Source organism: Acidimicrobium ferrooxidans DSM 10331 (genome assembly GCF_000023265.1).
Classification (GTDB): Bacteria; Actinomycetota; Acidimicrobiia; order Acidimicrobiales; family Acidimicrobiaceae; genus Acidimicrobium; species Acidimicrobium ferrooxidans.
Genome location: NC_013124.1, coordinates 1,567,512 through 1,592,676, shown reverse-complemented (window position 1 = coordinate 1,592,676; position 25,165 = coordinate 1,567,512). Strand labels below are relative to the sequence as shown.

Annotated in this window: 22 protein-coding genes and 1 tRNA gene; 19 read left to right on the top strand and 4 right to left on the bottom strand. The window is 67.4% G+C overall.

Annotation, left to right across the window (positions count from 1 at the left end; genetic code table 11):
- The first annotated feature begins 41 nt into the window (after window positions 1–41).
- The 5 genes from AFER_RS12400 (at window position 42) to AFER_RS07865 (ending at window position 4,829) form a co-directional block, all read left to right on the top strand.
- On the top strand, window positions 42–218 hold the full coding sequence (locus AFER_RS12400) for a hypothetical protein (RefSeq protein WP_015798926.1): 177 nt from the start codon (window positions 42–44) through the stop codon (window positions 216–218).
- A complete protein-coding gene (locus AFER_RS11725; protein ID WP_015798925.1) occupies window positions 215–1,825 on the top strand; it encodes a cytochrome b N-terminal domain-containing protein in 1,611 nt (536 codons plus the stop codon). Before AFER_RS12400 ends, AFER_RS11725 begins: the two co-directional genes overlap by 4 nt.
- Window positions 1,826–1,911: 86 nt before the next feature.
- Window positions 1,912–1,984 (top strand) — tRNA-Glu (locus tag AFER_RS07875).
- A 575-nt stretch (window positions 1,985–2,559) separates the two neighbouring features.
- Complete coding sequence (locus AFER_RS12585; RefSeq protein WP_015798924.1) at window positions 2,560–3,441, top strand: aldose 1-epimerase family protein; 882 nt, start codon at window positions 2,560–2,562, stop codon at window positions 3,439–3,441.
- The gene (locus tag AFER_RS07865; RefSeq protein WP_015798923.1) at window positions 3,417–4,829 is read left to right on the top strand and encodes a glucose-6-phosphate dehydrogenase; all 1,413 of its coding nucleotides are present in this window, start codon (window positions 3,417–3,419) and stop codon (window positions 4,827–4,829) included. The genes AFER_RS12585 and AFER_RS07865 overlap by 25 nt, the downstream gene beginning before the upstream one ends.
- On the opposite strand, the gene AFER_RS07860 is transcribed toward AFER_RS07865, so the two are convergent.
- From AFER_RS07860 to AFER_RS07850, 3 genes are all read right to left on the bottom strand, one after another.
- Window positions 4,826–6,658, bottom strand: a complete 1,833-nt coding sequence (locus AFER_RS07860; protein WP_015798922.1) for an ABC transporter substrate-binding protein — start codon at window positions 6,656–6,658, stop codon at window positions 4,826–4,828. The two genes, AFER_RS07865 and AFER_RS07860, sit on opposite strands and share 4 nt — an antisense overlap.
- Before the next feature lie 107 nt (window positions 6,659–6,765).
- Window positions 6,766–7,821 carry a ferrochelatase gene (locus AFER_RS07855; RefSeq protein WP_245526002.1) on the bottom strand — a complete coding sequence of 352 codons (1,056 nt, stop codon included), beginning with the start codon at window positions 7,819–7,821 and terminating at the stop codon, window positions 6,766–6,768.
- A complete protein-coding gene (locus tag AFER_RS07850; protein WP_245526036.1) occupies window positions 7,788–7,931 on the bottom strand; it encodes a large ribosomal subunit protein bL28 in 144 nt (47 codons plus the stop codon). Before AFER_RS07850 ends, AFER_RS07855 begins: the two co-directional genes overlap by 34 nt.
- Before the next feature lie 127 nt (window positions 7,932–8,058).
- Between AFER_RS07850 and AFER_RS07845 the strand changes: the two genes are divergently transcribed.
- Genes AFER_RS07845 through AFER_RS11195 form a run of 12 tightly spaced genes read left to right on the top strand, consistent with a single transcriptional unit; the run spans window position 8,059 to window position 20,370 of the window.
- Window positions 8,059–9,669: a fatty acid kinase ATP-binding subunit FakA gene (locus AFER_RS07845; RefSeq protein WP_171788976.1), complete on the top strand. Its 1,611-nt coding sequence runs from the start codon at window positions 8,059–8,061 to the stop codon at window positions 9,667–9,669.
- On the top strand, window positions 9,666–11,828 hold the full coding sequence (gene recG, locus AFER_RS07840) for an ATP-dependent DNA helicase RecG (protein ID WP_015798918.1): 2,163 nt from the start codon (window positions 9,666–9,668) through the stop codon (window positions 11,826–11,828). Before AFER_RS07845 ends, recG begins: the two co-directional genes overlap by 4 nt.
- A gap of 2 nt (window positions 11,829–11,830) precedes the next feature.
- Window positions 11,831–12,364: an RsmD family RNA methyltransferase gene (locus AFER_RS12395; RefSeq protein WP_015798917.1), complete on the top strand. Its 534-nt coding sequence runs from the start codon at window positions 11,831–11,833 to the stop codon at window positions 12,362–12,364.
- Window positions 12,365–12,405: 41 nt separating this feature from the next.
- Complete coding sequence (gene coaD, locus AFER_RS07830; RefSeq protein WP_015798916.1) at window positions 12,406–12,891, top strand: pantetheine-phosphate adenylyltransferase; 486 nt, start codon at window positions 12,406–12,408, stop codon at window positions 12,889–12,891.
- A 59-nt stretch (window positions 12,892–12,950) separates the two neighbouring features.
- Entirely contained in the window at window positions 12,951–13,421 is a 471-nt protein-coding gene (locus tag AFER_RS07825; RefSeq protein ID WP_171788975.1) for an ATP synthase subunit B family protein, read from the top strand.
- Window positions 13,414–13,935: a YceD family protein gene (locus AFER_RS11200; protein WP_015798914.1), complete on the top strand. Its 522-nt coding sequence runs from the start codon at window positions 13,414–13,416 to the stop codon at window positions 13,933–13,935. Before AFER_RS07825 ends, AFER_RS11200 begins: the two co-directional genes overlap by 8 nt.
- Before the next feature lie 41 nt (window positions 13,936–13,976).
- Window positions 13,977–14,159: a 50S ribosomal protein L32 gene (gene rpmF, locus AFER_RS11715; RefSeq protein ID WP_083769353.1), complete on the top strand. Its 183-nt coding sequence runs from the start codon at window positions 13,977–13,979 to the stop codon at window positions 14,157–14,159.
- Between the two features lie 6 nt (window positions 14,160–14,165).
- A complete protein-coding gene (gene plsX, locus AFER_RS07815; protein WP_015798913.1) occupies window positions 14,166–15,146 on the top strand; it encodes a phosphate acyltransferase PlsX in 981 nt (326 codons plus the stop codon).
- A complete protein-coding gene (locus tag AFER_RS07810; protein ID WP_015798912.1) occupies window positions 15,139–15,423 on the top strand; it encodes an acyl carrier protein in 285 nt (94 codons plus the stop codon). Before plsX ends, AFER_RS07810 begins: the two co-directional genes overlap by 8 nt.
- The gene (locus AFER_RS07805) at window positions 15,420–16,211 is read left to right on the top strand and encodes a ribonuclease III family protein (RefSeq protein WP_015798911.1); all 792 of its coding nucleotides are present in this window, start codon (window positions 15,420–15,422) and stop codon (window positions 16,209–16,211) included. Before AFER_RS07810 ends, AFER_RS07805 begins: the two co-directional genes overlap by 4 nt.
- Window positions 16,195–17,022 carry a bifunctional DNA-formamidopyrimidine glycosylase/DNA-(apurinic or apyrimidinic site) lyase gene (gene mutM / locus AFER_RS07800; protein ID WP_015798910.1) on the top strand — a complete coding sequence of 276 codons (828 nt, stop codon included), beginning with the start codon at window positions 16,195–16,197 and terminating at the stop codon, window positions 17,020–17,022. The genes AFER_RS07805 and mutM overlap by 17 nt, the downstream gene beginning before the upstream one ends.
- The gene (locus AFER_RS11195; RefSeq protein ID WP_015798909.1) at window positions 17,023–20,370 is read left to right on the top strand and encodes a chromosome segregation SMC family protein; all 3,348 of its coding nucleotides are present in this window, start codon (window positions 17,023–17,025) and stop codon (window positions 20,368–20,370) included.
- An 896-nt stretch (window positions 20,371–21,266) separates the two neighbouring features.
- Here AFER_RS11195 and AFER_RS11190 read toward each other — a convergent pair.
- Entirely contained in the window at window positions 21,267–21,839 is a 573-nt protein-coding gene (locus tag AFER_RS11190; protein ID WP_049755416.1) for an RNA polymerase sigma factor, read from the bottom strand.
- 883 nt (window positions 21,840–22,722) lie between these two features.
- On the opposite strand from AFER_RS11190, the gene ftsY reads away from it, so the two are divergent.
- Together ftsY and ffh are read left to right on the top strand one after the other, a co-directional pair.
- Entirely contained in the window at window positions 22,723–23,826 is a 1,104-nt protein-coding gene (ftsY, locus tag AFER_RS07775; protein WP_015798905.1) for a signal recognition particle-docking protein FtsY, read from the top strand.
- Window positions 23,819–25,150, top strand: a complete 1,332-nt coding sequence (ffh, locus tag AFER_RS07770) for a signal recognition particle protein (RefSeq protein WP_015798904.1) — start codon at window positions 23,819–23,821, stop codon at window positions 25,148–25,150. Before ftsY ends, ffh begins: the two co-directional genes overlap by 8 nt.
- The last annotated feature ends 15 nt before the right edge of the window (window positions 25,151–25,165 follow it).

Here is a 25,165-nt window from a genome sequence, read left to right as displayed (position 1 = left end):
CCTGTGCTGGTGGTCTCAGCATGCGAATATGAGGAGGTGGGGTGGTGTTGCCACTCGTGCTTGGCGCGTTGATCAATCTCAACGGCAAGCAGCACTACATCCAATGGGGCGTGATCCAGATCACGGTGGCGAACGCGGTGATCATCGCGTTGATGATCGTCGTGTTCATCGTGGCTCTCGCACTGCCGTTTCCGTCGCACGATCGGAGGCGGTCATGAAGACCGACCAGCCGATCTCGACCGAGGACGGCGTCGCGCCCGAGACGTTGTCGAGGGAGTGGACCCATCGGCTTCGCCAGACCCTGACGGGGAAGCTGCCACCTGAGAAGCTGCTGCCAGATACACAGCCGATCTACGTCGCAAGCTGGATCTATGTCTTTGGCGTCCTGACGTTGTCCGCACTGGTCGTGGTCGCCATCTCTGGTGCCATCCTCGCCCTCAAGGGCCCGGACTGGTGGCATGGGAGTCCCGAAGGCCATTTCGTCAATTCCCTCCACTTGTGGAGCGTAGAACTGTTCTTCTTCTTCATGGTCGTGCATCTGTGGGGGAAGTTCTTCATGGCGGCGTGGCGCGGGCGCCGCGCGATGACGTGGATCACCGGCGTGCTCGCGTTCCTCCTGTCCATCGGAGCAGCGTTCACCGGGTATCTGAGCCAACAGAACTTCGACTCACAATGGATCTCGACGCAGGCCAAGGACGCCATGAACGCCACCGGTATCGGGGCCTTCTTCAACGTCATGAACTTTGGCCAGATGTTCATGTGGCACATCTTGCTGCTGCCGCTGCTCGTCGTGCTCGTCGTGGCGATTCACGTCCTCCTGGTTCGTTATCGCGGTGTGGTCCCACCGATCGGCTCGGTGCCGCGAGAGGCCGAGGCGAAGCCGTGGCGCGGACGCGTGCGGCCGTACGACATCCTGAAGGAGGCCACCATTGCGTTCGTGGTGGTTGCAGTGCTGACGCTCGGCCTGTCGATCGTGTTCGGCTCGCCGGATGATCCAGCGGTGACCATCCGTCAGTGGGCGACGGCAGATCCGGTGGACTTCGTGCAGACCGCCGCGACCGAGCTTGCGGGTACGTCGGAGACGGCCACCTACGGTCCGCCCTACAACAACGGGACCGGCTTCGTGCAGAACCTCGGACCGATCTCCCTCCAGAAGCTCGCGGGCGTCACCCAACCGATCAATGCGGCACAGACCTTCGTCCTCCAGCCGCTGCGCCTGGCTGAGGCCGTGACTCCTGGGCTTGCGCCAGCCTTGGCGACGTACAACGATGCGACCGCCGCTCAGCGCGCCGCTTGGAACGCCGCGTTCGCGAAGGCCGATGCCCATCTACGTGTCGTGGGCTCACGGCTCATCGTGCCGCGAGGATCGTACGGGCCGATTCCGACGCTCCTGAGTGACCTGCTCGTCATCGCACGGAGCGGTGGGCTGGACGCGGCCCTCGAATCGCACAGCGCCTTCTACGGAACGAACTACACGAAGCCGCTCATGTTCCTCGCCGATGGTCAGTACTTTGCCAACCTCGGGGCCCAGCGACACCTCCTCGGGACCCCGCAGTGGGGCATGACCAACGAGACCGGCAACTTCCCGGGACAGTCCTGGCTGTGGCTGTACACGTTCTGGTATCAGGTGAACCCGATGGCGAGTTCGTCCAACGCCGACGTCGAGGTCATGGCGATCATGGCGGTCCTCACGTTGGCCTTTGCGTTCGTGCCCTACATCCCTGGGTTGCGTCGACTCCCCGAGCACGTGCCGCTCTACCGTGCGATCTGGCGCTCGTACTACCGAAGCATCAGTAATCAGGGTGGAGCTTCGGATTCCCGCTAGACCGTCGTCCTGATTCGCTCTGCACCTCTGGCCCTGCGAGTAGCGTCTCGCAGGGCCAGAGCCCGCTATGCTGCTTCGAGCACTCTGGCCCCATCGTCTAGAGGCCTAGGACACCACCCTCTCAAGGTGGAGACACGGGTTCGAATCCCGTTGGGGCTGCTCGTTCTGACTCCCGAAGGGGCGGCTTCTTCCCTCAGGCACGGCTGCGAGTCGTCGGCTCTGCGGTGTCTCGAGAGTTCTGCTGTGTGTCGAGGTCCCGAGTATCCCGTTGTCGCACGTGGATCGCGCGCTGGGCCGTCTTGTGGAGCCACTGTAGTGAGCGGATCGGGAGGGTGATCGCCGAAGAGGGTGCGACCGCCCCGAGCCTCGGGCTCTGGGCCCGCGATTCGTCACACCGGCTCGCGGACAAGGTGCCATCGCTGCGTGCTCCCGGGTATGTCGGTTCCGCCTGCCGAACGTCATGGATCGGGCAGAGGGCCACCGCGCTGTCGGAGGAGCCTCGTCCATCGCGGAGCTCCGAAGTTGCTCGGTGCGAGTTCGGCGAGACGATGAGATCGGCTGCGCAGTCTGGTACTCGTGGCCGTCGTGAGGGTCAACGCTGCTCTCACGCTGTCGGCTGTCGTGACCGAGGTGCTCGGCCCGGCCGAGGGTGTCGAGCGATGTCCTGGGCGACAGCAGGGCGCTTCGATGCGCGGCACTTGGAGGTCGGGTGGCGACCGATGTAGGGTGGGCGCGTGCGAGGGACCCAGCATCGACCACCGTCCGGCAGCCAGTTCGTGCTGGTGAGCGGCGAGTACCGTGCGGTCGTCGTCGAGGTCGGAGCGGGTATTCGGGTCCTCACGCGCGGCAATCGAGCGGTGCTCGATCCGTACGAGGAGGACTCCGTCTGCGATGGCGCGCACGGTGCCGTGCTGGTTCCGTGGCCGAATCGCGTGCTGGGCGGTCGTTACCGAGTGGCCACGTCCGAATTCCAGCTCGACCTCACCGAGCCGTCGGCGGGCAACGCGATCCACGGGCTCGTTCGGTGGCGACCCTTCACGTTGGAGCACGCGCGAACGAACGAAGTGGTGCTCGCGACCCGGATCCCGCCAACACCGGGGTATCCCTTCGACCTCGCCGTGACGGTGCACTACCAGCTCCGTGACGCGGGACTCGTCGTGAGAACCATCGTCGAGAACGAAGGATCGGAGTCGGCTCCTGTCGCGATCGGACATCACCCGTACCTCTCTCCGGGCGCAGGTTCCATCGATGGCGCGTGGCTTCAGGTGCCTTCTGCGTTGAGCGAGGACCGAGAACTTGCAGACGTCGGCTCGGGCATCGCGCTCGCTGGTCGGCGGCTCGACCACACCATCCGGCTCGATCTTCTCGGCGCGGATCGGGCGTGGGCCTTGCTCACCGGCGTCGACGGTGCGGTGGCTGCACTATGGGCTGCACCGCCGTATCGATACCTTCAGCTCTTCAGCGGCGACACGCTCGCGTCGGAGCGCCGTCGGTGCGGGCTTGCCGTCGAGCCGATGACCGCGCCGCCGAACGCGCTCGCTACGGGCAACGATATCTGGCAGCTCACGGCCGGCGAAGGTCTGGAGGCGACGTGGGGGGCGCAGCTGCGCCCCTAGGAGGAGGCTCGTTCGTGGATGTCTTCGTGATCTTTGGGGTGAGCGGTGATCTCGCTCGTAAGATGACCTTCCCCTCGCTCTATCGTCTCGAGGAGCGTGGGGCGCTCGACTTTCCGATCGTCGGCGTCGCGCTGGACGACTGGAGCACGGGCGATCTCGAGACGAGGATGCGCGAGTCCGTCAGCTCGCAGATCGCGGACGCCAAGCCCTCGGTCGTCGACCGGCTCGGGCGACGCTTGCGCTACGTGCGTGGAGACTTCACGAGTCGAGACACGGTCGATGCGCTGCGTTCGGCCGTGGGACGGGTCCACCAGGCTCTCGTCTACCTCGAGATCCCCCCTGCTCTGTTCGCGCCGGTCATCGAGAATCTCCAGCGCGAGCCGATCGCGAGCGAGGTCACCTACCTGATCGAGAAGCCTTTCGGCCATGACCTCGCCTCAGCGCAGGCTCTCAATGAACGACTCCACCGCGTGGTCGATGAGCAATCCATCCTGCGGATCGACCATTTTCTCGGCAAGCAACCGCTCGCGGACCTCGTCCACCTTCGCTTTGCGAACGAGGTCCTCGAGCCGTTGTGGCGTCGAGAACACGTCGAGGAGATCCAGGTGACGATGGCAGAAGACTTCGGAGTCGAGGACCGAGGCAGCTTCTACGACCCAGTTGGAGCTCTTCGCGATGTGGTCGTCAACCACCTGTTGCAGCTCTTGGCGCTCGTGCTCATGGAGCCGCCGAGTCGGCCTGGTGCCGATGGACTGTGGGACGCACGCGTGGCGGTCCTGCGAGAGATGGACCTCATCGAGCCGAGTCGCGTCGTGCGGGGTCAGTACGAGGGTTACCGGTCCATCCCGGGAGTCGGGGCCGACTCGACGACCGAGACCTTCATTGCGCTCGCGCTCGGCGTGCATTCATGGCGGTGGGATGGCGTACCGGTCGTGGTCCGAGCGGGGAAGGCTTTGCCGGTGACCGCGACCGAGGTCCGCCTCGTCCTGCGGCGCCCTCCACGTCTCGGGGCCTTGGGGCTGCCCGAGCACCTCGAGGCCAACGAGATCATCCTCCGGATCGATCCTGATTCGGCGCTGCGTGTGACCTTGCAGTCGCTCGACGCTGAGGAGCGCCATCTCGCGCCGGTGCATCTCGACCTCTCGTTCCGGGCAGAACTCGGTCGGTCGCCAGAGCCGTACGAAGTGCTCTTCCTCGCTGCCCTCGAAGGCGACCGAGCACGTTTTGCCCGGGAGGACGTCGTCGAGGAGGCCTGGCGGATCGTCGATCCGATCCTCGCGCATCCCAACCCGGTTGTCCCGTATCGTCGGGGATCCTGGGGGCCGGACGGTGTCGTCGCCCTCACGCGCGGCCACCGCGGATTTCGCGATCCGTGGCTCGGCGCTTAGGACTGGCGCCACTCCTCCGGATACAAGATCCCGTACGGGTTCTGGACGACGCCGTGGAGCGACGTCGAGATCGCCGAGACTTGGTAGGCCGGGAAGGGCTGGTAGAGCACCGGCAGGGTCTTGGCGATGTAGTTCTGGTAGGCATCAAGGGCCGGGGTGAGGTTCGTGGCGGTGTGGGTGGCGTCGATGAGCGAGGTCGCGGTGGGGTCTGCGAAGCTCTCCGGGTTGGCTCCTGCTCCTGGCAGGTAGAACTCGCCGCCCGTGGGCAGGTAGTCCGGACCGTACGTCCAGCCGCCGCCCCAGTTCACCATCTGCCATGAGCACAGTGCTTGCGAGGGTGAGCATGCACCGAGTCCTCCGAGGAGGGTGTCGAAGGGCTTCGAGGACAGCACGATGTTGACGCCGATGCTGTGGGCTGCGGAGGCGAACGCCTCCATCTCCTGGGCGAGCGATGGCACGCCGCTCGCGTAGGCGAGCGAAACCGACGAGAGGCTCGTCCCCTTGGCGACGCCGTTGCCGCACTCGTTGGCAGCGGTGCCGGGCGACTCGCACGTCATGATGCCGTTGACGAGCCGCCACCCGTGGGACTCGAGAAGGGAGCGTGCCGCAGCCGGCGAATATGGGTAGGCCGGACGGCGGGTCGTGGTATCGATGAACGGATTGGCGGGGCTGACCGGCACTGGGCTGTAGGTCGGCGTTCCGTCACCGTGGAGGAAGGTCGAGATCCACGCTGGTTCGTCGATGAGGTGTTCGAGCGCTTGGCGGAAGTACAGCTGCCCGAAGACAGCGCCGTAGGTCGGGTTGTGGTAGTTCATCGGGATGTAGTTGAAGCCGAACACCGTCCAGGGCGAGACGTGGTAGCCGAGCTGGGTGATGTGCGCGGTCTGCTCGACGTCGGTACTCGGGATGTAGCCGTAGCTGATCTGCCCTTGGCCGCTCGCGAGGACGTTGTACTCGGCGCTGTCGGAGGTGAACGGCAGCTCGATGAACTCCTTCGCGGTCGGCTTGATCGGCCCCGAGTAGGCCGGATTGGGGACGAAGGTCGCTTGACCGTCCGTGGTGAAGGCCTTCAAGCGCCAAGGGCCGTCGACGATCGACCAGATCGGGCTCGATGCGTACGTGGCGAGATCCTTCGACTGGCCGGCGAGGAACGAGTAGACCGCTTGGGCGCCTTGGGTCGTGGTGTCGGGGAGGTTCGGGGTCGAGGCGGTCGGGGCTGGGGCGCCGAGCGAGGTGCGGTCCCACGCCATCGGAAGCGGAACGACCTGGCTGAGTTCGTTGTAGGTGAACCAGGTCGGATTGAACGAGCCGGTGAGGTCGAAGCGGACCGTCGATGCGTTGACCGCGGTGACGGATGCGACGTTGTCGGGGAACTGACCAGGTACGTAGCCGCCCCAGTCGGCCTTGTTGGCCTTGAGGAGATTCATCCAGAAGACCACGCTTCGTGCGGTGATGGGCTGGCCGTCGGAGAACATCCAATGCTTGAGCGTGATCGTGACGACGCGGTCGTGATCGGAGTACACCGGCGCATTCCCGATGGACAGCGCGTAGTTGATCTCGGCCTTTGCTCCATTGCCGAACACGTAGAGCGGACGCCACAGCAGATACTGGAACTGATCGTTGTTCGCAACGGTGAAGTCGGATCCGGGCGTGAGCCAGAAGATCCAGTTCGGGCTCGCACCGGGTTGTTCGGCGAAGGTGATGATGCCGTTCGCGGCGGACGAACTCGACGTGCTCGATGAACCGCTCTGGGCAGTGCTGCCGCACGCCGCCAACAGGGCTGCGCCTGCCAGTACGGTCAGGACCCGACTTCGACGTCGCTGAACCACGATGCCCCCACTTCGTTCGCACTCTTCATGTCGTGCGACCATGGTAGGCCACGAGCAACTCGACCCGCAACGATCCCGCGCCGTCGGCCGGAGGTGTCATCGAGTCGTTACGCGCCCGACACACTCCTGCTGGGTCGAGCGTGCAGGGGCTGGCAGCAGGTGCCGGTGCACAGGGCCGGCTCAGACGGGAGGAGCGATCTGAGGTCTCGCCCCTCGAGCCAGGCCTGGGTGAAGTCGGTGACGATCTCGGGGATCGGCCCGTGTTCGCCGATGGTCTCGAGGCGCCAGAACCTCGCGCCGCGGGCTTCTGCGCGTTCGCGGGCAAGGATGTCGAGGTCGTAGCGAACCTCTTGATGGTCCGAGAGAAACCCGATGGGGATGCACACGACGTCGGCGAGCGTGCGCTCGCTGGCGGCGCGGTCGATCGCATCGCCGACGTCAGGCTCGAGCCACGGCGTGCGCGGATCGCCAGAGCGACTCTGGTAGGCCTCCTCGACGACGAGGCCGTAGGTGCGAGCAACCTGGTTGAGCGCTGCTCGAACCTCGGCAAGCTGGCGCTGGTACTGACTGTTGGCGGCCATGGCGACCGGGATCGAGTGCGCCGTGGCGACGACGAAGGTGTGCTCGGGGTCGAGATCGTGGGTCGCAAGGAACGACGCGAGGATCTCGCGTTGGGCTGCCAGGAAGCGGGGATGGCCAGCGAACGGTGGCACCTTCGTCCAGGTGAATGGGGGATTCGTCCGTTCGACGTCCTCGCGGTACTGCCGACACCCCGAGTAGGAGCCGTACGCCGAGGTCGCGAACACGAGGACGTCGGTCGCACCGAGCCTCCCTAGCTCCTTGACCGCCTCGTCGACCAGTGGATCCCAGTTTCGGTTGCCGAACACGATCGGCAGGTCGATGTCGGCTGCGTCGAACGCTGCTCGGGTGCGTTCGATCAACGTGCGGTTGAGTGCGTTGAGGGGGCTCGAGCCTCCAGTGGCGAGGTATTGGTCGTGCACGATCGCCAGACGGTCGCGCGGGACACCCCGCCCAGCGACCACGCGCTCGAGGAACGGCCAGATGTCCTCCGGCCGCTCGGGTGATCCAAACGAGAGCCAGAGCAGCGCTCGCGTCGGGCCCATCGTGGCTATGGCTTGACGACCTTGTTGGCTCGGAGGCACGACGTGCAGACGAACCGCCGACGGGTCGTGGCTCCTTCGAGGACGCGCACGCGCTGGACGTTCGGGAGGAAGCGACGCTTGGTGCGCCGGTGGGAATGTGACAGCTTCATGCCCACGCGCGGCCCCTTGCCGCAGATCTCGCAGACGCTCGCCATTCGGTCTCCTTTACGATCGTGAGGACGGCGCGAGCGACGAGGCTCGGCGACGTCTCGGGCCTTCGAGGCTAGCATGCGGGCGGTGGCAGAACGTCAGAGTGCCTGCGCACAGCTCACGCAGGCGATCGAGGCTGCCGTCGCCGGGTTGGCGTCGGTGCGTGATGCGGTCGATCGGCTCAACGTGTTCCCGGTCCCGGATGGGGACACCGGTTCGAACATGCTCCGAACGCTCGAGGGCATGGCCGAGGCTGCTCGCCGAGGCGATACCGACGACTGCGCGGCGTTCGCCGGTTCCGTCGCTCGTGGCGCTCTGCTCGCGGCGCGTGGGAACTCTGGGGTCATCCTGGCCCAGATCCTGGGCTCGCTCGTACGAGAACTCGCCAGCGACCCTGATCGAGCGCGCGGATGGATGCGTGGGCTCGAGGCGGCGTCGGCGAGCGCTCGCGCGGCGGTGCTGGACCCGAAGCCCGGCACGATGCTCAGCGTCATCGACGCCGCCGCTGGGGCCAGTGACCCCGCCGCGGCGATCGACGCTGCTCGAGCCGCCGAGGAGCGCACCCCTACCCAGCTCGCGGTGCTGGCAGCCGCTGGCGTCGTGGACTCGGGCGGCGCGGGCTTGGTCGTCGTCCTCGAGGCGATGAGCGCTGCGCTCGGACTCACGACGAGCGTCGGTCCCTATCCATGGCTCGACGACATCGCGGTCCCGGTCGCGAGCGTCCGTGATCTGTCGGCGGCCGAGCTGGTGGCGTCCGATCGCGAGGACGAGCTGCGCTACGAGGTGATGTTCTCCCTGGAGGCACCCGAGCGCCAGGTGGACGCGCTCCGGGTGGTCTGGGCCGGCCTCGGCGACTCCATCGTGATCGTCGGTGATGGCACCGTCTGGCGTTGCCACGTCCACACGAACGACATCGCTGCCGCCATCCAAGGCGGCATCGACGCGGGTCGGGTACGCGATCTCTCCGTCACCGATCTGCGTGAGCAGACCGGCGAAGTCGCCTGGGTGCGCGACGCGCCGCCAGCAGCCGAGCCGTCGCCTCCGGCGACCGCGGTCGTTGCCGTCGGCACGGGGAGCGGGATCGCGCGGCTGTTTCGGTCCTTCGGTGTCGCCAGCATCGTTGCAGGGGGCCAAGGCGCCAACCCGTCGATCGCAGAACTCGTCGATGCCGTGCGCTCCACGCACGCCAAGCAGGTCATCGTCCTGCCCAACAACGCCAACATCCTCGCTGCGGCCTCGGCAATGATCGGACTCGTCGACGCTGAGGTCGCGATCGTGCCGACCGTCCACCTCGTGCAGGGCTTCGCCGCGCTCATGGCCTACGACCCAGAGTCGGGGCTCTCAGAGAACGAGCGGCGCATGACCGAGGCCGCGCGACGGGTTCGCTGGGGCGAGGTCACCGTTGCCGTCCGCGATGGATCCTGGCAGGGCGGGGTGTTCGGTGCCGGTTCTGCGATCGGTATCAGCGATCAAGGCATCGTGTCGGTGGGACCGGACCCGGAGGCCGTGCTCGTCGGCCTGTGCGAGCGCTTGCTCGAGCCCGGAGGCGAGATCGTGACCGTGATCGTCGGGGAGCGGGGTCATCGTGAACGCGTGGAGGCGGCCCTTGCGGGCGTGTTCGATCGCCATCACGGTGTCGAACTCGAGGTGATCGAGGGAGGGCAGCCGCTCTATCCCTACCTGCTTGGCGTGGAATGAGTGGCGTCGGACTCGAGGATCTCGCAGCGACGGCGCTTGCGGACCTTGCGTGGCTGTCACCGAAGGTCGTGAAGGGTCTCGAGGCGCTCGACGTCGTGACGGCCTACGACCTTGTGACCTACTATCCCCGGCGCTACGTCGATCGCACCCGCCACGTCATGATCGCCGACGCGGTTCCGGGCGAAGAGGTCGTGCTGATCGGACGCATCGCCAGCGTCCGTGTCGTGCCGACGCGCAAGCGCTCCATGACGCTGGTGGAGGCGCGGCTGGTCGACGAGACGGGGTCGGTCGGGCTGCGCTTCTTCCGCCAGCCGTGGCGTGCGAAGCAGCTCGGACGGCTCCACGGCGACATCGCCGTGTTCGGCAAGGTCGAACTCTTTCGCAAGGAGCGTCAGCTCGTCAACCCGCTCGTCGACCCCATCGGCGACCGTACGGGTCGGATCGTGCCGCTCTATCCGCTGCGCGACGGGGCCGGGATCGACTCTGGTGCCATCGCGAGTGCGGTTCTCGGACTCCTCGAGCGCTTCTCCCCGATCGCGGAGACGATCCCGAGGGCGGTGCGAGATGCGCTGGGTCTGCTCGGGCGCGAGGAAGCGCTCCGCGCCATCCATGCGCCGGCCACGCTCGAGCAGCGACTCGAAGCTCGACGCCGCATCGCCTTCGAGGAACTCTTTCGCATCCAGGTCATGCTCGGTCTCGTACGACGGGAGCGCGATGCTCACCAGCGTGGCTTCGCCCACGACGTTGCTCCGTTCGGGCCTGGGACCGGTCGGCGCGTGGCAGAACTGCTCGCCCGACTCCCGTTCTCACTCACGGCTGCCCAGCGCCGAGTGGTCACCGATATCGCCGGTGACATGCAGCGGGACCGGCCCATGCATCGGCTCCTCCAGGGCGACGTCGGAGCCGGCAAGACGCTCGTCGCGCTGATTGCTGCGCTGTTCGCGATCCAAGGCGGCCATCAAGCCGCGTTGCTCGCGCCCACAGAGGTGCTCGCTGAACAGCACTTCCGCACGATCCTGTCGCTGCTTGGCACTGCTCGTGAGGCTCGGGAGCGCACACCGGGCCTCTTCGATGACGAGGTAGCGCCGATCGAGGTCGCCCTCCTCACGGGGACTGTGGCCTCGAAGCGCCGAGCCGACATCGTCGAGGGGTTGGCCCGCGGAACGATCGATCTGGTCGTCGGGACCCATGCCCTGCTCACCGAGGGAGTCAACCTCGCTTCGCTTGGGCTCGTCGTGGTCGACGAGCAGCATCGCTTCGGCGTGGAGCAGCGTTCGTTGTTGCGCGATCGTCATGCGGAGATCGCCGGGCGTGTGGCGGACACGCTCGTCATGACAGCCACACCGATACCTCGAACTGCGGCGATGACGGTCTACGGCGATCTCGACCTCTCCGTGATCGACGAACTCCCACCGGGGCGGACGCCGATCCGCACGAAGTGGCTGCGTGAACGGAGCGCCTACGTCGAGGCCTTCGACTACCTGCGGGCAGAGGTCGGCCGAGGTCGGCAGGGTTACGTCGTCTGCGCTCTCGTCGAAGAGAGCGAACGGCTCCAGGCGCGCTCGGCCGAGGAAGAGTTCGCCAGGCTCGGCAACTCGGAGCTCGCCGGACTCCGGCTCGGACTGCTCCATGGCCGCATGCCGGCGCGCGAGAAGGACCGGCAGATGGCGGCGTTTCGAGCGGGCATCATCGACGTGCTCGTCGCGACGACCGTGATCGAGGTCGGCGTGGACGTGCCAAACGCGACCGTGATGATCATCGAAGACGCCGACCGCTTCGGCATCGCCCAGCTGCATCAGCTGCGCGGTCGGGTGGGCCGTGGCGAGCACGCGTCGGCGTGCTTCCTTCTCGCCGAGACCGACCAGGGCCCGACGGCGGCGCGCCTGGAGGCTCTCGAACGTACGACGGACGGCTTCGAGCTCGCCGAGGTCGACCTCGTGCTGCGCGGCGAGGGCACGGTCCTCGGTGCGCGTCAATCGGGCAGGAGCGACCTCAAGCTCGCCTCGGTCGTGCGCGATCGCCCCTTGGTCGAGGCGGCACGCCACCACGCCACCCGATTGCTCGAGGTCGACCCGAGCCTCCGCGAGCATCCGAGGCTCGCGCGGGAACTCGCACTGGTCGCCGACCCCGACCAGCTGGCATACCTGCTCCGGAGCTAGGCGTGCTGCGTATCATCGGCGGATCCCTCGGTGGTCGGGTCGTCCCGGTGCGGGTGCCGAGCGGCACGCGCCCGACCGCAGCTCGCGTGCGCGAGGCGATCTTTGCGATGGTGGAGGCGCGGGTCGACCTCGAGGGTGCGCGAGTCGTCGACCTCTTCGCCGGGGCCGGTGGCCTCACGTTCGAAGCGCTCTCGCGCGGTGCCGCCTGCGTCGTGTGGGTCGATCGTGATGCGCGACTCGCAGCCGACGTGCGGCGTGCCGCCGACGCACTCGAGGTCGCCTCCCGTCTCAGCGTTCGTCCGACGAGCGTCGAGCGGTTCCTCGCGTCCGAGGGGCGTTCGATGGACGTCGACGTGGTGTTCGTGGATCCGCCCTACGTCCGGCGCTCCTTCGAGGACCTCGGCCCCCAGCTCCCGAACGCTCGTTGGGTCGTCGTCGAGGCAGCCTCTCCGGTGGAACTCGGCGAGCGTTGGCGAGCGGAGCGCTGGCGGCGCTATGGTGGTACCCAGGTCGGGCTCTTCGTTCCGGCGCCGTGAGCCGCTCGGGCCTACCAGACGAGCCGAGCGCGGGAGGCACAGTGAGGCGCGCGTTATTCCCGGGTTCGTTTGACCCGTTCCACAACGGGCACCGGGAGGTCGTCGAGCGAGCGAGTGCGCTCTTCGACGAGGTGGTGGTTGCGGCGATGCGTAACCCGCAGAAGGCGTCGCAGCTGTTCTCGCTCGATGAGCGCATGGCGTTGATCGCTGCGGCGGTCGATGACCTCGAGAACGTTCGGGTGGTAGCGTTGTCGAGCTTGGTCGTCGATCTGGCACGGGCAGTGGACGCAACGGTGATCGTGCGCGGTCTGCGTGCGGTCAGCGACTTCGAGATCGAACTCCAGATGGCGCAGATGAATCGCACGCTGTCCGGCGTGGACACCCTCTTCGTCCCGACATCGTCCGAACACTCGTTCTTGTCGTCGAAGTTGATCAGGGAGATCGCAGCCTACGGCGGCGACGTGACCTCGTTCGTGCCCGTCGTCGTTGCCAAGGCGCTCGATGGCCGCCTCGGGGGTCGGCCTTGACGGCGGTTGGCTCCGACGGCAGCACGACGCTCGCGGCGCTCCAGGAGCTTCGTACCCTCGTGAGCGAGGCGCGCGGGGTGCCCCTCTCGGCGTCGGTGATCGTGGTACGTGATGACGTCCTTGCGCTCATCGACGAAGCGATGGAGTCGTTGCCCGAGGAGCTGCGCGAGGCACGATGGCTGCTGCGCGAGCGGGAGCAGTTCCTTGCGCGAGCCTCGCTCGAGGCTGAGGCGATCCTCGACGCAGCACGTCAGCAGGCCGAGGCGCTCGTGTCGCACACGGAGATCGTTCGAGCGGCCGAACACGAAGCCGCGCGCATCGTGCTCGATGCCAAGGAGCGTGCTGCGCGGCTCCGGTTGCAGACCGAGGACTTCCTGGATCGCCGTCTGGCAGCGGTGGAGATCGCGCTCGACGAGCTCTTGACCGCGACCCGGCGCGGCCGCGAGCGGCTCCAAGCGGCGGGCTCCGGTACGGTGCCGAGTGCGCTGGCGTCGGGAGAGGCGCTGGATGAGGAGGTCGGCGATGCGTGAGTTCGCGGTGTCGGTGGTCGCGCTGCGACACGGGAGCGCCGCCTTGGAGCGCTTCGGATTCGTCGGCAGCTTGGATGACATCGCGGTGACGTCGTCGCGCGTGGAGCCGACGGAGCCCATCGAGGTGGCCGGTCACGTCGAGGCGGTTGGCGAAGGCATGCTGGTGACCCTCCGTGCAACCACACGGTGGCGAGGCGAGTGCGTGCGATGCCTGGCACCAGCCGAAGGGCCACTCGTCGTCGAAGGGCGAGAGCTCTATCGCGAGGGCCCCACCACCGACGATGCGTATGGTTACCACGGCGACGTCCTCGACGTGTCGGAGTTCGTGCACGATGCGCTGGTGCTCGAGCTCCCCGTTCTGCCTCTGTGTCGCGATGAGTGCCGTGGGCTGTGTGCGCGCTGCGGTGCGGACCTGAACGAGGGTCCGTGCGAGTGCCAACCCGAGGTCGACGGTCCCTTCGCGATCCTCGACGAGCTGGGACAGTCGCAAGGTGAGGGTGGCTCGGGGCGCTAGCATGATCCCCCGGTCCCGGTGGCAAGGAAGAGTGAGAGACGATGGCTGTTCCTAAGAAGAAGACTTCCAAGGCGAAGTCCCGGTCTCGCCGCGCATCGGCGTGGCGCCTCGTGGTCGCCGGCGCGGCCAGTTGCCCGAGTTGCGGTGCGGCGAAGCGCTCCCATGCCGTCTGTCCGCAGTGTGGCTACTATCGCGGTCGTCCCGCGGTCGAGATCCAGGGCTAGGGGCTCGTGCTGCCGATTGCGGTCGACCTGATGGGGACCGACCTCGGCTCAGCGGTGGTCGCGGAGGGCATCGCGCGGGCTGAGGGAGCCGCCGTGATCGCGGTCGGCACCGCCGAGGCACTCGCGGCGTTGCCGAGCGGCGTCGAGCGTGTGGTGGCGAGCGAGGTCATCGAGATGACCGACGACCCTGCGAGCGCGCCTCGGCGTAAGCGCGACGCCTCGATGGTGGTCGCGACCGAGCTCGTGAAGCAAGGTCGCGCCGGTGCGGCGGTGACCTTCGGCAACTCTGGCGCCGCGATGGCGACCGCGTTGCTCAAGTTGGGTCGGATCAAGGGCGTGGCGCGACCGGCCATTACGGTCGAGTTGCCGGTGCCAGGCGCGACCCCGACGGTGCTGTTGGATGCGGGCGCCAACACCGAGGTCCAAGCGGCGTGGCTGCACGATTTCGCCTTGATGGGGACGGTGTACGCTCGAGCGCGTCTCGGGCTGGAGGCGCCGCGCGTCGGCCTGTTGTCGATCGGCGAGGAGCCCGGGAAGGGGACGTCGCTCGTCAAGGAGACCTTCGCGCGCCTCGAGGGCGATGCGCGGATCACCTTCCTCGGCAACGTCGAGGGGCGTGACGTCATGAGCGACCGCGTCGACGTCGTCGTCACGGACGGTTTCACCGGCAACGTGGTGCTGAAGGCGCTCGAGGGCGCGGCCCGCACCTTTGCGCATGCGGTGCTGTCGGCGTTGGCACCAGCAGGGGAGAGCGATGCGGTCGCCGACGCCGCGATCGAGCGACTGCTCCCGCTGTGGAACGAGCTGACGCCCGATGCCACGGGCGCGGCGGCGCTGCTCGGTGTCGACGGCCTGGTGCTGATCGGCCATGGCGCCTCGAACGAGCGGGCAGTCGCGAGTGCGATTCGCAACGCGGTCCAGCTCGCAGAGGGAGACGTCGTCTCGACCATTCGACACTACGAAGCGAAGGAGTCGAACCGTGCCTGAGGAACTGACTCGAGCCGCGATCTACGAGGTCATTCGCAAGCAGCTCGCGGACATCTTGGAGATCGACGAAGGGCGCATCAGCGAGAGTTCGTCGTTCGTCGACGACCTCGACGCCGATTCACTGGCGTTGATCGAGCTGGTGGAGGCCATCGAGTCCGAGTTCTCCCAAGGCGATCACACCTTCCGGATCGAGGACGAGGATCTCGAGGATCTCCGTACGTTGCGTGACGCCGTTGACTACGTCGCCGAGGTGCTCGGCGTGACCCGAGAGGCGTGAGCCGAGCGAAGCGGCGGGAGCGGTCGATCCTCGAGCTCATTCCCGCTGCGCTCCGCGACCATCCGGTCGTACGTCAAGCGCTCGTCCACAAGTCAGCGAGCCGCGATCCGCTGGACTCCAACGAGCGGTTGGAGTTCCTCGGCGACGCGGTGATCGAGCTCGTGGTCTCCGACTATCTCTATCGGCGCTATCCGGACGTCGATGAGGGTCGCCTGACCCAGGTGCGCTCAGCTCTCGTCTCTCGACGCTCGCTCGGCTCCGTCGGGGTCCAAGGCGGGCTGCTCGAGGCGATCACGGTCGGCCAAGCAGATGCTCTTGGCCCTGTCCTGGCGGCCAACGCGGTCGAGGCGCTCGCTGGTGCTGTCTATCTCGCCGGAGGATTCCAGCTCTCGGTCGCGTTCGTCCTCGCGATCCTCGGGCCCTCGCTGGAGCGCGTCGATGGCGACCTGGTGCTCGGTGACTACAAGTCCCTGCTCCATCAAGCGCTCGCCAAGCTGCACCACCAGCCACCCCGCTACAAAGTCTCGTGGTCCGGGCCCGATCACGACCGTCGCTATCGGGTCGTCGTGCAGCTTCCTGGAGGCTTCGAGGCAGCCGGCGAAGGGGCGTCGCGCAAGGAGGCGGAGCAGGAGGCGTGCCGCCTTGCGATCCTCGAGGCGAACCGTCGGGCAGAAGCTGCCGGCCTCGCTCAGGCAACGACGGAGGCTCCCTCGCGACCCCCGCGGCGTCGCAGTAGCCGCCGCGCCTCGCCACGCCCATCGGAGCCGGAGCGTGCCGGAGGCGCCTGAGGTCGAGCGGGTGCGCGAGGTGCTGGCCGCACGTGTCGAGGGGGCGACGCTCGAGGGGATCCGCATGGTTGGACGGCGCCTCGTGCGCCGGCACGACCCGGAGCTCTTGGCGACGGTGTCGGGGCGCCCGATCGTGTCGATGCGACGCATCGGCAAGTTCCTGGTGTTCGATCTCGGCACCGACGCGCTGGTCGTGCACCTCGGCATGGCTGGACGTCTCGTCGTCTCGGACGCCTCGGCGACGGCGACCCACGTCCAGCTCGTTCTCGACTTCCGTCGCGCCGTCATCACACTGGTCGATCCGCGCACGTTCTCCGAGGCCTTCGTTGACGTCCTCGGCACCGACGGGCGGCCGCGTCGGCTCGCGGGGCTCGGTCCCGACGTGTTCGGTCCCGAGGAGGAGATCGCAGCGAGCCTCGAACGGCACGCTGCGAGGTCTCGGCGTGCGATCAAGACGGCGCTCCTGGATCAGCGCGTGGTGGCGGGTCTTGGCAACATGTACGCTGACGAGACCCTCTTTCGTGTCGGTGTCCATCCGAGCACCCCGATGAACGTGCTGGGGCGACGCCTCGTGGCGATCGCCGAGGCTGCGGGCGATGTCGCCCGGGAGGCGCTCGCAGCGGGCGGTACGACCTTCGCGGATCGGGCCTATCGCGACCCGCTCGATCGGCCTGGCGCCTTTGGCGCGCGCCTCGCCGTCTACCAACGTGCGGGCAGTCCGTGCCCCAGGTGCGCTACGTCGATCGTCCGGAGGGTCTTGCAGGGCCGATCAGCGCACTGGTGCCCGCGGTGCCAGCAGGGAGGGGGCTGAGTGCGACTACGTGCGCTCACGATGCGCGGTTTCAAGTCGTTCGCGGATCCGGTCACGGTGCGATTCGGATCGGGGATCAACGCGATCGTCGGGCCCAATGGATCCGGGAAGTCGAACGTCGTCGATGCTCTGACCTGGGTGCTCGGCACCCAGAGTCCCAGGATGCTCCGACTCGCTCGCATGGACGAGGTGATCTTCCAGGGCAGCGCGCACCGTCCTGCGCTCGGTCGGGCCGAGGTCGAACTCACCTTGGACGACCCAGACGACGAGAGCGGACTTGGTGTCGCGGAGATCGCTCTGACCCGGCGAGTCGAGCGTGGGGGAGAGGCGAGCTATCGAATCAACGGCCGTGCGGCGCGTCTCCAGGACGTGGTGGAGGTCCTCCAAGGGGCGAACATCGGTCGGAGCCAACACGTCGTCGTCTCCCAGGGCGAGATCGATGCCCTCGCTGGGGCGTCCGGTGACGTCCTGCGCACCATGCTGGAGGACGCATCGAGGGTCACGCTGCTCCGGCGCCAACGGCAGGTGACCCTCGAGCAACTCCGGCGTGCGGAGGAGGCGCTGGCGGAGCTCGAGCGCGAGGACCGAGACCTTCGACGCCAACGTCGACCGCTGGTCGCGCAGGTCGAGCGCGCGGAGGCACGTCGCGCGCTCGAGGCCCGATGGCAGGTACTCGCGCTCGCGGCGGCTCGTCGAGCGCTCGAGCGCCGTGCCGAAGAGCTTGCGGCTGCGGAGCGTGACGTTGAGTCGTGCAGTCGCGACGTTGCCGATGCCGAGGCGGCACTCGTACTCCTCGAGGGGGAGGTCGACGATGCGCCTCGTGTGGACCCGGAGCCGGTCGCAGAGGGTGCGCGGCGTCTTCGCGAGCTCGAGGTGCGCTTGACACGGGCGATCGCGTCGATCGATGAGCACCAGCGCCTCGTCGATGCCGAGCGTGCTCGCGACCAGCGACGGCGGGCGATCGCGGAGGAGCATGATGAGGTGGTCGCGACCCTGACCGGACTCGAGGAGCGCGCACGCGCACTCGCGCTGATGCGCGAGCGTCTCGAGCAGGAACGAGCCGCGATCGAGACCGTCGACGTCGAGCCGCTGCGGGCAGAGCTCGATCAGGTGCGTCGCGAGCGCGTGCGTCTCGAGACGCTTCTCCAGGAGCGCGAGCGGGCCGCGGAGCGTGCGCGCGCGCAGGCGGAGCGGGTGCGGCTCGAACGGGCGCGTGACCGCGAGCTCGAGCGCCACTTGAACGACCGAGATGCGGCGTTGGCCGCCGAGCGTGCGGCGGCCGAGGCAGCGTTGGCCGAGGCCGAGGAGGCGCTCGCGGACGCAGCCCGCGAGCTCGCCGAGGCCGGGGAGCTGGTCGAGCGTGTTCAGCGAGATCGTGCAGTCCTTGCCGAACGACACAGCAGTTTGACGGCCGAAGCACGTCGCATCGATGTTGAGCTGCGGAGCGTGCTCGAGGCCGTCGGGGACGAGGGGCAGGGCCGACTGACGATCGATGTCGTGCGTTCGGGGACAGCTGGCATTGACGTCGCGCTTGCTGCGCTCGGCGAGCTCGCCGAGGCGCGGATCGTTCAGTCGGTCGGCGAGCTCGACCCGACGGTCGAGGTGGAAAGCGCCGTCGTCATCGAGGAGGTCGAAGGGGAGCACGGGAGTGCGGCGGTGGGTTGGGCGCCCGGACCACTGGGTGCGCGACTCGCACAGGCGAGAGTCGTCGAGAGCGTGCTCGAGGAGGTGCGTGTCGGCCGAGCGCACGGTCTCCTCGTCGACGCTGCCGGCTGGGTGAGCGACGATGGGTGGATTCGGCGGGGTCGCAGCATTCGTGCGTTGCTGCGGCTACGACGGCGTCAGCTCGAGGATGAGGCGGTGACGATCGCCGCGGAGCTCCAGGGCGTCGGCGAGGAGCTCGCGGCCGTTGATGCGGCGCTTCGGGAGGCGCGAGCCGTTGTCGAGCGATGTCGCAGCACGCATGTCGAGGAGCTCAACCGTCGTGAAGCGAGGCGCCGGGATCTCGAGCGGATCAGGACCGAGCAGGCGCGGATCGATCGCGATCGCGCGACGGTCGTCGCGCGCCTCGCGACAGAGCTCCCGACTGTCGACATCGAGGACGTCGACGAGGATGTCGGACGTCGCGCCGCCGAACTTCAAGCGCGAGAGGCGGCGGCGGCCGACCGACTGGCGATGGCCATCGAAGCTGGCCAGGCCGCAGAGCGGGCTCGGCAAGCGCTTGATGAGCAGCTCGTCGGCGTGCGACTGGATGCGACTCGAGAGCAGCAGCGGGCGTTGGCGGCTCGGGAGCGCCTCGATCAGCTCGAGCGCGAACGTGCGCGCCTTGACGAGGCCAGGGTTCGTGCGACGCCAGTACCACGTGAGCTCGTGGAGCGTGCCCACGCTTTGGCGAACGCAGTTGCCCTCACGCTGCGCGGTCTTGACGAGCAGCTGCAGCTGCTGCTTGCTTGGGAGTCGCGGCACCGTGCCGAGGCCGAGCGGCTGCGGATGCAACGTCGGTCGGCCGAGGCAGCGCTCGTGACGGCGCGTGAGCGATTGCTCGAGGCGATGGGGCGCGCCGAGCGAGCTCGAGCCCGGCTCGCCGCCGAGCAAGAGATGTGGTGCCTTCGCCTCCACGTCGAGCTCGCTGACATCGAAGGTGCCCGCCTGCCCTCGGATGTCGCACCGAACGACGTTGAGCGGACGTTGCACGAGGTCGAAGATGCCTTGGGGACCTTCGGCGAGGTGAACGGTCTCGCGAGTGTCCAGTTGCGCGAGCTCGACGCTCGACGAGAGGAGCTCGGCGCGGTGCTTGCGGAGGCCCGTGGGGTGCGGGCTGTCATCAGTGAGGGACTCGAGCGGCTCGAGGAGGAGATGCGCCGCCGCGTGCTGACCACGGTCGAGGAGGTCGGGTCGGCGTTTCGGAGCATCATTGGGGAGCTCTTCCCTGGCGGAGGCGGTTCGGTCGAGCTCGAGGCTGGTGCCGATCCGCTGGCGGCGACGGTTCGTGTCGATGTCGATCTGCCAACCAAGCGCGTGCGTCGGTTGGCGTTGCTGTCGGGCGGCGAGCGCTCGCTCGTGGGGCTCGCGCTGTTGTTCGCCATGCTGGAGGTTCGACCCGTACCGTTTCTCGTGCTCGACGAAGCCGACGCCGCGCTCGACGAGCGCAATCTGACTCGTCTGGTCGAACTGCTGCGCCGGGTGGGACGCTCGAGCCAGGTGCTCGTGGTGACCCACCAGCGACGGACCATGGAGGCCGCCGATGTGCTGCTTGGTGTCTCGATTGCGCCGAGCGGAGTATCGACGGTCGTGCGTCATGACCTTGGCGAGGCGGGCCTTGAGGGCGTTCAGGTCGCGACGGACTAGCCACGCGACGTCCCGTGTCGCTCGCGGACTCCGACGGGTCTTCGTCGCCTAGTTGTCTGGGTTCGAGCTGCTGGCGCTGGACGTAGCGGCGCTCGACTGGTCCTGCGACGTGGATGTCGTGTTCGACTGGTCCGATGACCCGGTCGCACTGCTCGACTGGTCCTGCGACGTGGATGTCGTGTTTGACTGGTTCGATGACCCGGTCGTACTGGTCGACTGGTCGGAGGGGCTCGAGGAGCTGTCCGTGTGGTCCGATGGAGCAGGCGACGAGGAAGCGTCGCCAGCTTGCTGGCTGATGTCGGATGGGGGTGCTTGGTCGTTCGGCGTAGGCGATTCGACCGGTGGCGATGACGAAGGGATTGATCGTACCGTTCCAAGCGGGTGGTGTTCGTCGCCGGTGTCGCGGCTCTGCGCTGGGGTTGCCGTCGCTGTCGCGGAGCCAGAGGACTGTTGGCCCCCCTGTTCGCGAAGACCCGACGGTGGTATGCCGGCCGATGAGCCAATGGCTGGTTGCGAACCGTTCAGCGTCCCTTGGTGGGTGCTTGGCGTCGGGGCGAGGACGATCGACTCCACACGGTGGAGAGCGTGGGCGAGGGCACCGGAGAACGCGACGCCCCCACTTGCGGCACTCAGGACCGCCGCGACGATGAGCCAGCGAGAGCGGAACCACGAGGCCCACGCATGTGTGGCACGACGCTGGCTGGTGGTGGATGCTGCGAGATTGCGGAACTCTGCTGTGACCAGCTCCGTGACGTTGCGAACGTAGCTGTCGGGGAGTTCCGTCGGCCAAGCAGACGACCGTGCGCAGACCGTCGCCAGTAGCTCTTGTTCCCTGGTCTCGAGCGCGACCTCGCTCGCAAGCGCCGTGAGGCGGTCGGTGAAAGTGGTGGAAGTGCTCACGAGGGTGCCTCCAGCGACGACGGGGATTGTTGCTCGAGGAGCCGTGCCATGGCCTTGAGTCCCCGATGTGCGAGGCTCCGTACGGTCGCATCGGGTATCCCGAGCATGTCGCTTACCTCAGTGGCAGCGAAGCCGCCGAAGACACGAAGGCCGATCACGAGCGCTTGCTGCTCCGGTAGCCGTCTGAGGAGGGCTGTGACGGTGCCGTCATCGATGTCCTCCGGCGACAACGTCGGATGTGGGAGTTCGGCAGGATCGAAAGCGACCTCGCGGCGCCGTCCAAGCGCGCGTAGTGCATCCGCACGCGATCGATAGGCGATCGTGAACGTCAGGCGGCGTAAACCGTCTTCGTCGCCGTCGAAGCGACTGAGAGAACGGACCAGCCGAAGCCACACATCCTGCAGGATGTCGTCGACGTCTGCAACTCCTGAGGCGCGGAGGAATCCTCGTAGGGCCGGGCCAACGTGACGTACCCATCGCCCGAATTCGTCCGGGTCGCCTGTACGGAGGCGATCGATGTCGACGGACTCGCGTTGCGCGTCGTCGGTCGACATCGCCGCCTCCGGCATGTTCGCTCCTCGTTCCACTGGGCCTGCACGCTGCGATGGTGTGGTGTGGCGCGTGCAGCGTCCGCTCGGTTAGTTGTCGGATGAACTGCTCTGCGTGCTTGAACTCGCCTGAGAGTCGCTGCTCGAGCCGTCCTGGCTCGTTGTCCCAGCAGGAGAGGTCAGCGTGGTCCCGGGATTGGCGACCTGCTGATCCGTGCTCTGCTGATCCGTGCTCTGCTGATCCGTGCTCTGCTGATGGTCGTTGGAAGACTGGAGCTCTTGCTGTGCGGTGTCAGGGGAGTTGTCGTGACTCGCCGGCGTCGCCGGAGTGGCTGGCGTTGCCGGAGTCGCCGGAGTGGCCGGCGTCGCCGGAGTGGCTGGCGTTGCCGGAGTCGCCGGAGTGGCTGGCGTTGCCGGAGTCGCCGGAGTGGCTGGCGTTGCCGGAGTCGCCGGAGTGGCTGGCGTCGCCGGAGTGGCTGGCGTCGCTGACGCGGTCGGGGCTACTGCCGTGGCTGTTGGGATCGTGATGCCCACTGACGCCGCGAGCTGTGACGCTACGTTCTGGGCTGATGCGGGAAGGTTTCCAGTGGCCGCTGCTGCCACCGTGCCTGTCGCAACGACGGCGGATGCGGTCGCGATGGCGGCCTTTGCCGAGAGCATGCTGAGTAGCTTGCTCAGTGAGCCGACTCCGAGTGCCATAGTTCCTCCTTGTCCTAGGGCCGCGCCCCTGTGGCGGCAACAGGGGCAATCGCTACGACTGAGCCCAGCGTTGCAGTTGCCGAGGAAGAATTCGTAGCGATGGTCCTGGCGCTGCCCGACCGACCAATGGTGATTGACGTCGCGGCCAGCACGGCGTCTGCCTGGTCGGCGACGCTCCTGTGCCGGTCGCCTACGCTCTTTGGCGATGGTCTTGGACATCGTATTGCTGGTCGTTCTCGTGTTCGCGATTGCCACGGCGGCACTGCTTGTTCGTCGTCGTCCACGCGTGGGCCCGCATGCGCGCGAAGAGTCGATTCCGGCGAGCGAATCGGCAGCGCCGGACGAAGCCGCAGCGGTCATCGGTCAGTCTCGTCCGCGCACCCTCGAGGGTGCGATGCGACGCTCATCGGGTCGGTTCCGGGACCTGCGTCGGCGAATCGGCGGGCTCGATCGGGACGCGCTCTTCCAGACGATGGAGGAGGTCCTGCTCGAGAGTGATCTCGGCCCCACGTTGACGGCGGCGGTCCTCGATGAGGTTCGACGTGAGACGGGACGCGGCGCGTCGGCAGATGACCTCTGGCAGGCTCTCCGGAGAGCCCTGCGTGCTCGCCTCCTGAGTGGCGACCGATCGCTTGCGGTAGCGGCAGAGCTACCGACCGTGATACTCGTGGTCGGCGTCAACGGGGCAGGCAAGACGACGACCGTCGGCAAGCTCGCAGCGCGCTTGCGCGAGCGGGGAGATGTGGTGATCGCTGCTGCGGACACCTTCCGAGCGGCCGCAACGGAACAAGTCGCGGTCTGGGCGGAGCGTTCCGGGGTTCGGCTGGTGGCGGGCCAGCAGGGTGCCGATCCCGGTGCCGTTGTGTTCGATGCGGTCGACGCAGCCAAGGCGCGTGGCGCCGCGGTCGTCGTGTGTGACACCGCAGGGCGTCTCCAGAACAAGGCGAACTTGATGGCGGAGCTTGGCAAGGTCCGCCGGGTCGCCGAGAAGGCGGCCGGCCACGTCGACGAGGTCTTGTTGGTGGTCGACGCGACGACGGGACAGAACGGGTTGAGTCAGGCCCGCGTGTTCGGCGAGGTGACTGGGCTCACCGGGGTCGTCCTCACCAAGCTCGACGGATCAGCCAAGGGCGGTATCGCGCTCGCGATCGAGCACGAGTTCAAGGTGCCGGTGAAGCTCGTTGGGGTGGGAGAGGCCCTCGAGGACCTTCAACCGTTTGATCCTGATGACTTCGTCGATGCCTTGCTCGACATGAGTGGATCGGAGGCGGGACCCGATTCCATGCGAGGAGACGAGGCCGATGTTTGAGACGCTGAGTGGCAGGTTGGACGGAGCGCTGGGTCGTCTTCGCCGCAAGAGTCGACTGACCCAGCGCGACGTCGACGAAGCGCTCGCCGAGATCCGAGTCGCGCTGCTCGAGGCGGACGTCGCGGTGCGTGTGGTCGACACGATCCTCGCCCGCGTCGAAGAGGCGGCTGTCGGTGCGATGGCGTCGGCATCGCTGACCCCCGGGCAGCAGGTCGTGAAGGCGGTTCACGATGAGCTCCTCCGGGTGCTCGGCGGCGAGCCCTTCCGTCTCCGCTACGCCTCGACACCCCCGACCGTGATCCTCCTGGCCGGCCTCCAGGGCGTCGGCAAGACCACCGCAGCTGCGAAGCTCGCGCTCGCGCAGCTACGGGAGGGACGGTCGCCGTTGCTGGTCGCGGCCGACCTGCAGCGCCCTGGTGCGATCGAGCAGCTACGGATCTTGGGCGAGCGAGCCGGCGTCGCCGTCGTGAGCGACGGGGACGATCCCGTGACGGTCGCTCGTCACGGTGTCGCCGAGGCGCGACGACTTGGGCGCGACGTCGTCATCGTCGACACAGCGGGTCGCCTGGCCATCGACGAAGCCCTCATGCGCGAAGTGCAGATGGTGTCGGAGGCTATCGATCCGCACTATCGCTTCCTGGTCGTCGACGCGATGGTGGGTCAAGAATCGGTACGAGTGGCTCAGGCGTTCGACGAGCGCCTCTCGATCTCGGCCGTGATCCTCACCAAGCTCGATGGCGACGCACGAGGGGGCGCTGCGCTCTCGGTGCGCGAGGTGGTTGGCAAGCCGATCGCCTTTGCTTCGGTGGGAGAGAAGCTCGAAGACTTCGAGCCGTTCTACCCCGATCGCATGGCATCGCGCATCCTGGGTATGGGCGATGTGCTCTCACTCATCGAGCGGGCCGAGTCGACGATGGATCACGAGGTAGCCCAGCGAGGAGTGGATCGTCTCCGCCAGGGCCGCTTCGACCTCAACGATCTGCTCGAGCAGATGCGCCAGGTCCGTCGGCTCGGGCCCCTGAAGGGGGTACTGGCCATGCTGCCCGGAGTTCCCAAGGAGTTGCGCAACCAGGACATCGATGATGCGGAGCTCACACGCATCGAGGCGATGATCTCGTCGATGACGAGGGAAGAGCGGAGCAATCCGACCATGATCGATGCATCGAGGCGAGCTCGGATCGCGCGTGGCTCGGGCACACAACCAGCGCAGGTCGCCGCGCTGCTCAAGCAGTTTCGCGACGTGCACAAGGTGCTCCGCCAAGCGGGTGTTGGCGCGCCGAGTGCGACCAAGCGACGCAAGCCTCCTCGGCGCAAGCGGAAGTAACGGCGAGGTCGGTGC

Coding starts and splice junctions, on each gene's coding strand:
- AFER_RS11725 (WP_015798925.1), top strand. CDS start 215: ATGAAGACCGACCAGCCGATCTCGACCGAGGACGGCGTCGCGCCCGAG.
- AFER_RS07850 (WP_245526036.1), bottom strand. CDS start 7,931: ATGAAGCTGTCACATTCCCACCGGCGCACCAAGCGTCGCTTCCTCCCG.
- recG (WP_015798918.1), top strand. CDS start 9,666: ATGAGTGGCGTCGGACTCGAGGATCTCGCAGCGACGGCGCTTGCGGAC.
- AFER_RS11200 (WP_015798914.1), top strand. CDS start 13,414: ATGCGTGAGTTCGCGGTGTCGGTGGTCGCGCTGCGACACGGGAGCGCC.
- rpmF (WP_083769353.1), top strand. CDS start 13,977: ATGGCTGTTCCTAAGAAGAAGACTTCCAAGGCGAAGTCCCGGTCTCGC.
- AFER_RS11190 (WP_049755416.1), bottom strand. CDS start 21,839: ATGCCGGAGGCGGCGATGTCGACCGACGACGCGCAACGCGAGTCCGTC.
- ftsY (WP_015798905.1), top strand. CDS start 22,723: ATGGTCTTGGACATCGTATTGCTGGTCGTTCTCGTGTTCGCGATTGCC.
- ffh (WP_015798904.1), top strand. CDS start 23,819: ATGTTTGAGACGCTGAGTGGCAGGTTGGACGGAGCGCTGGGTCGTCTT.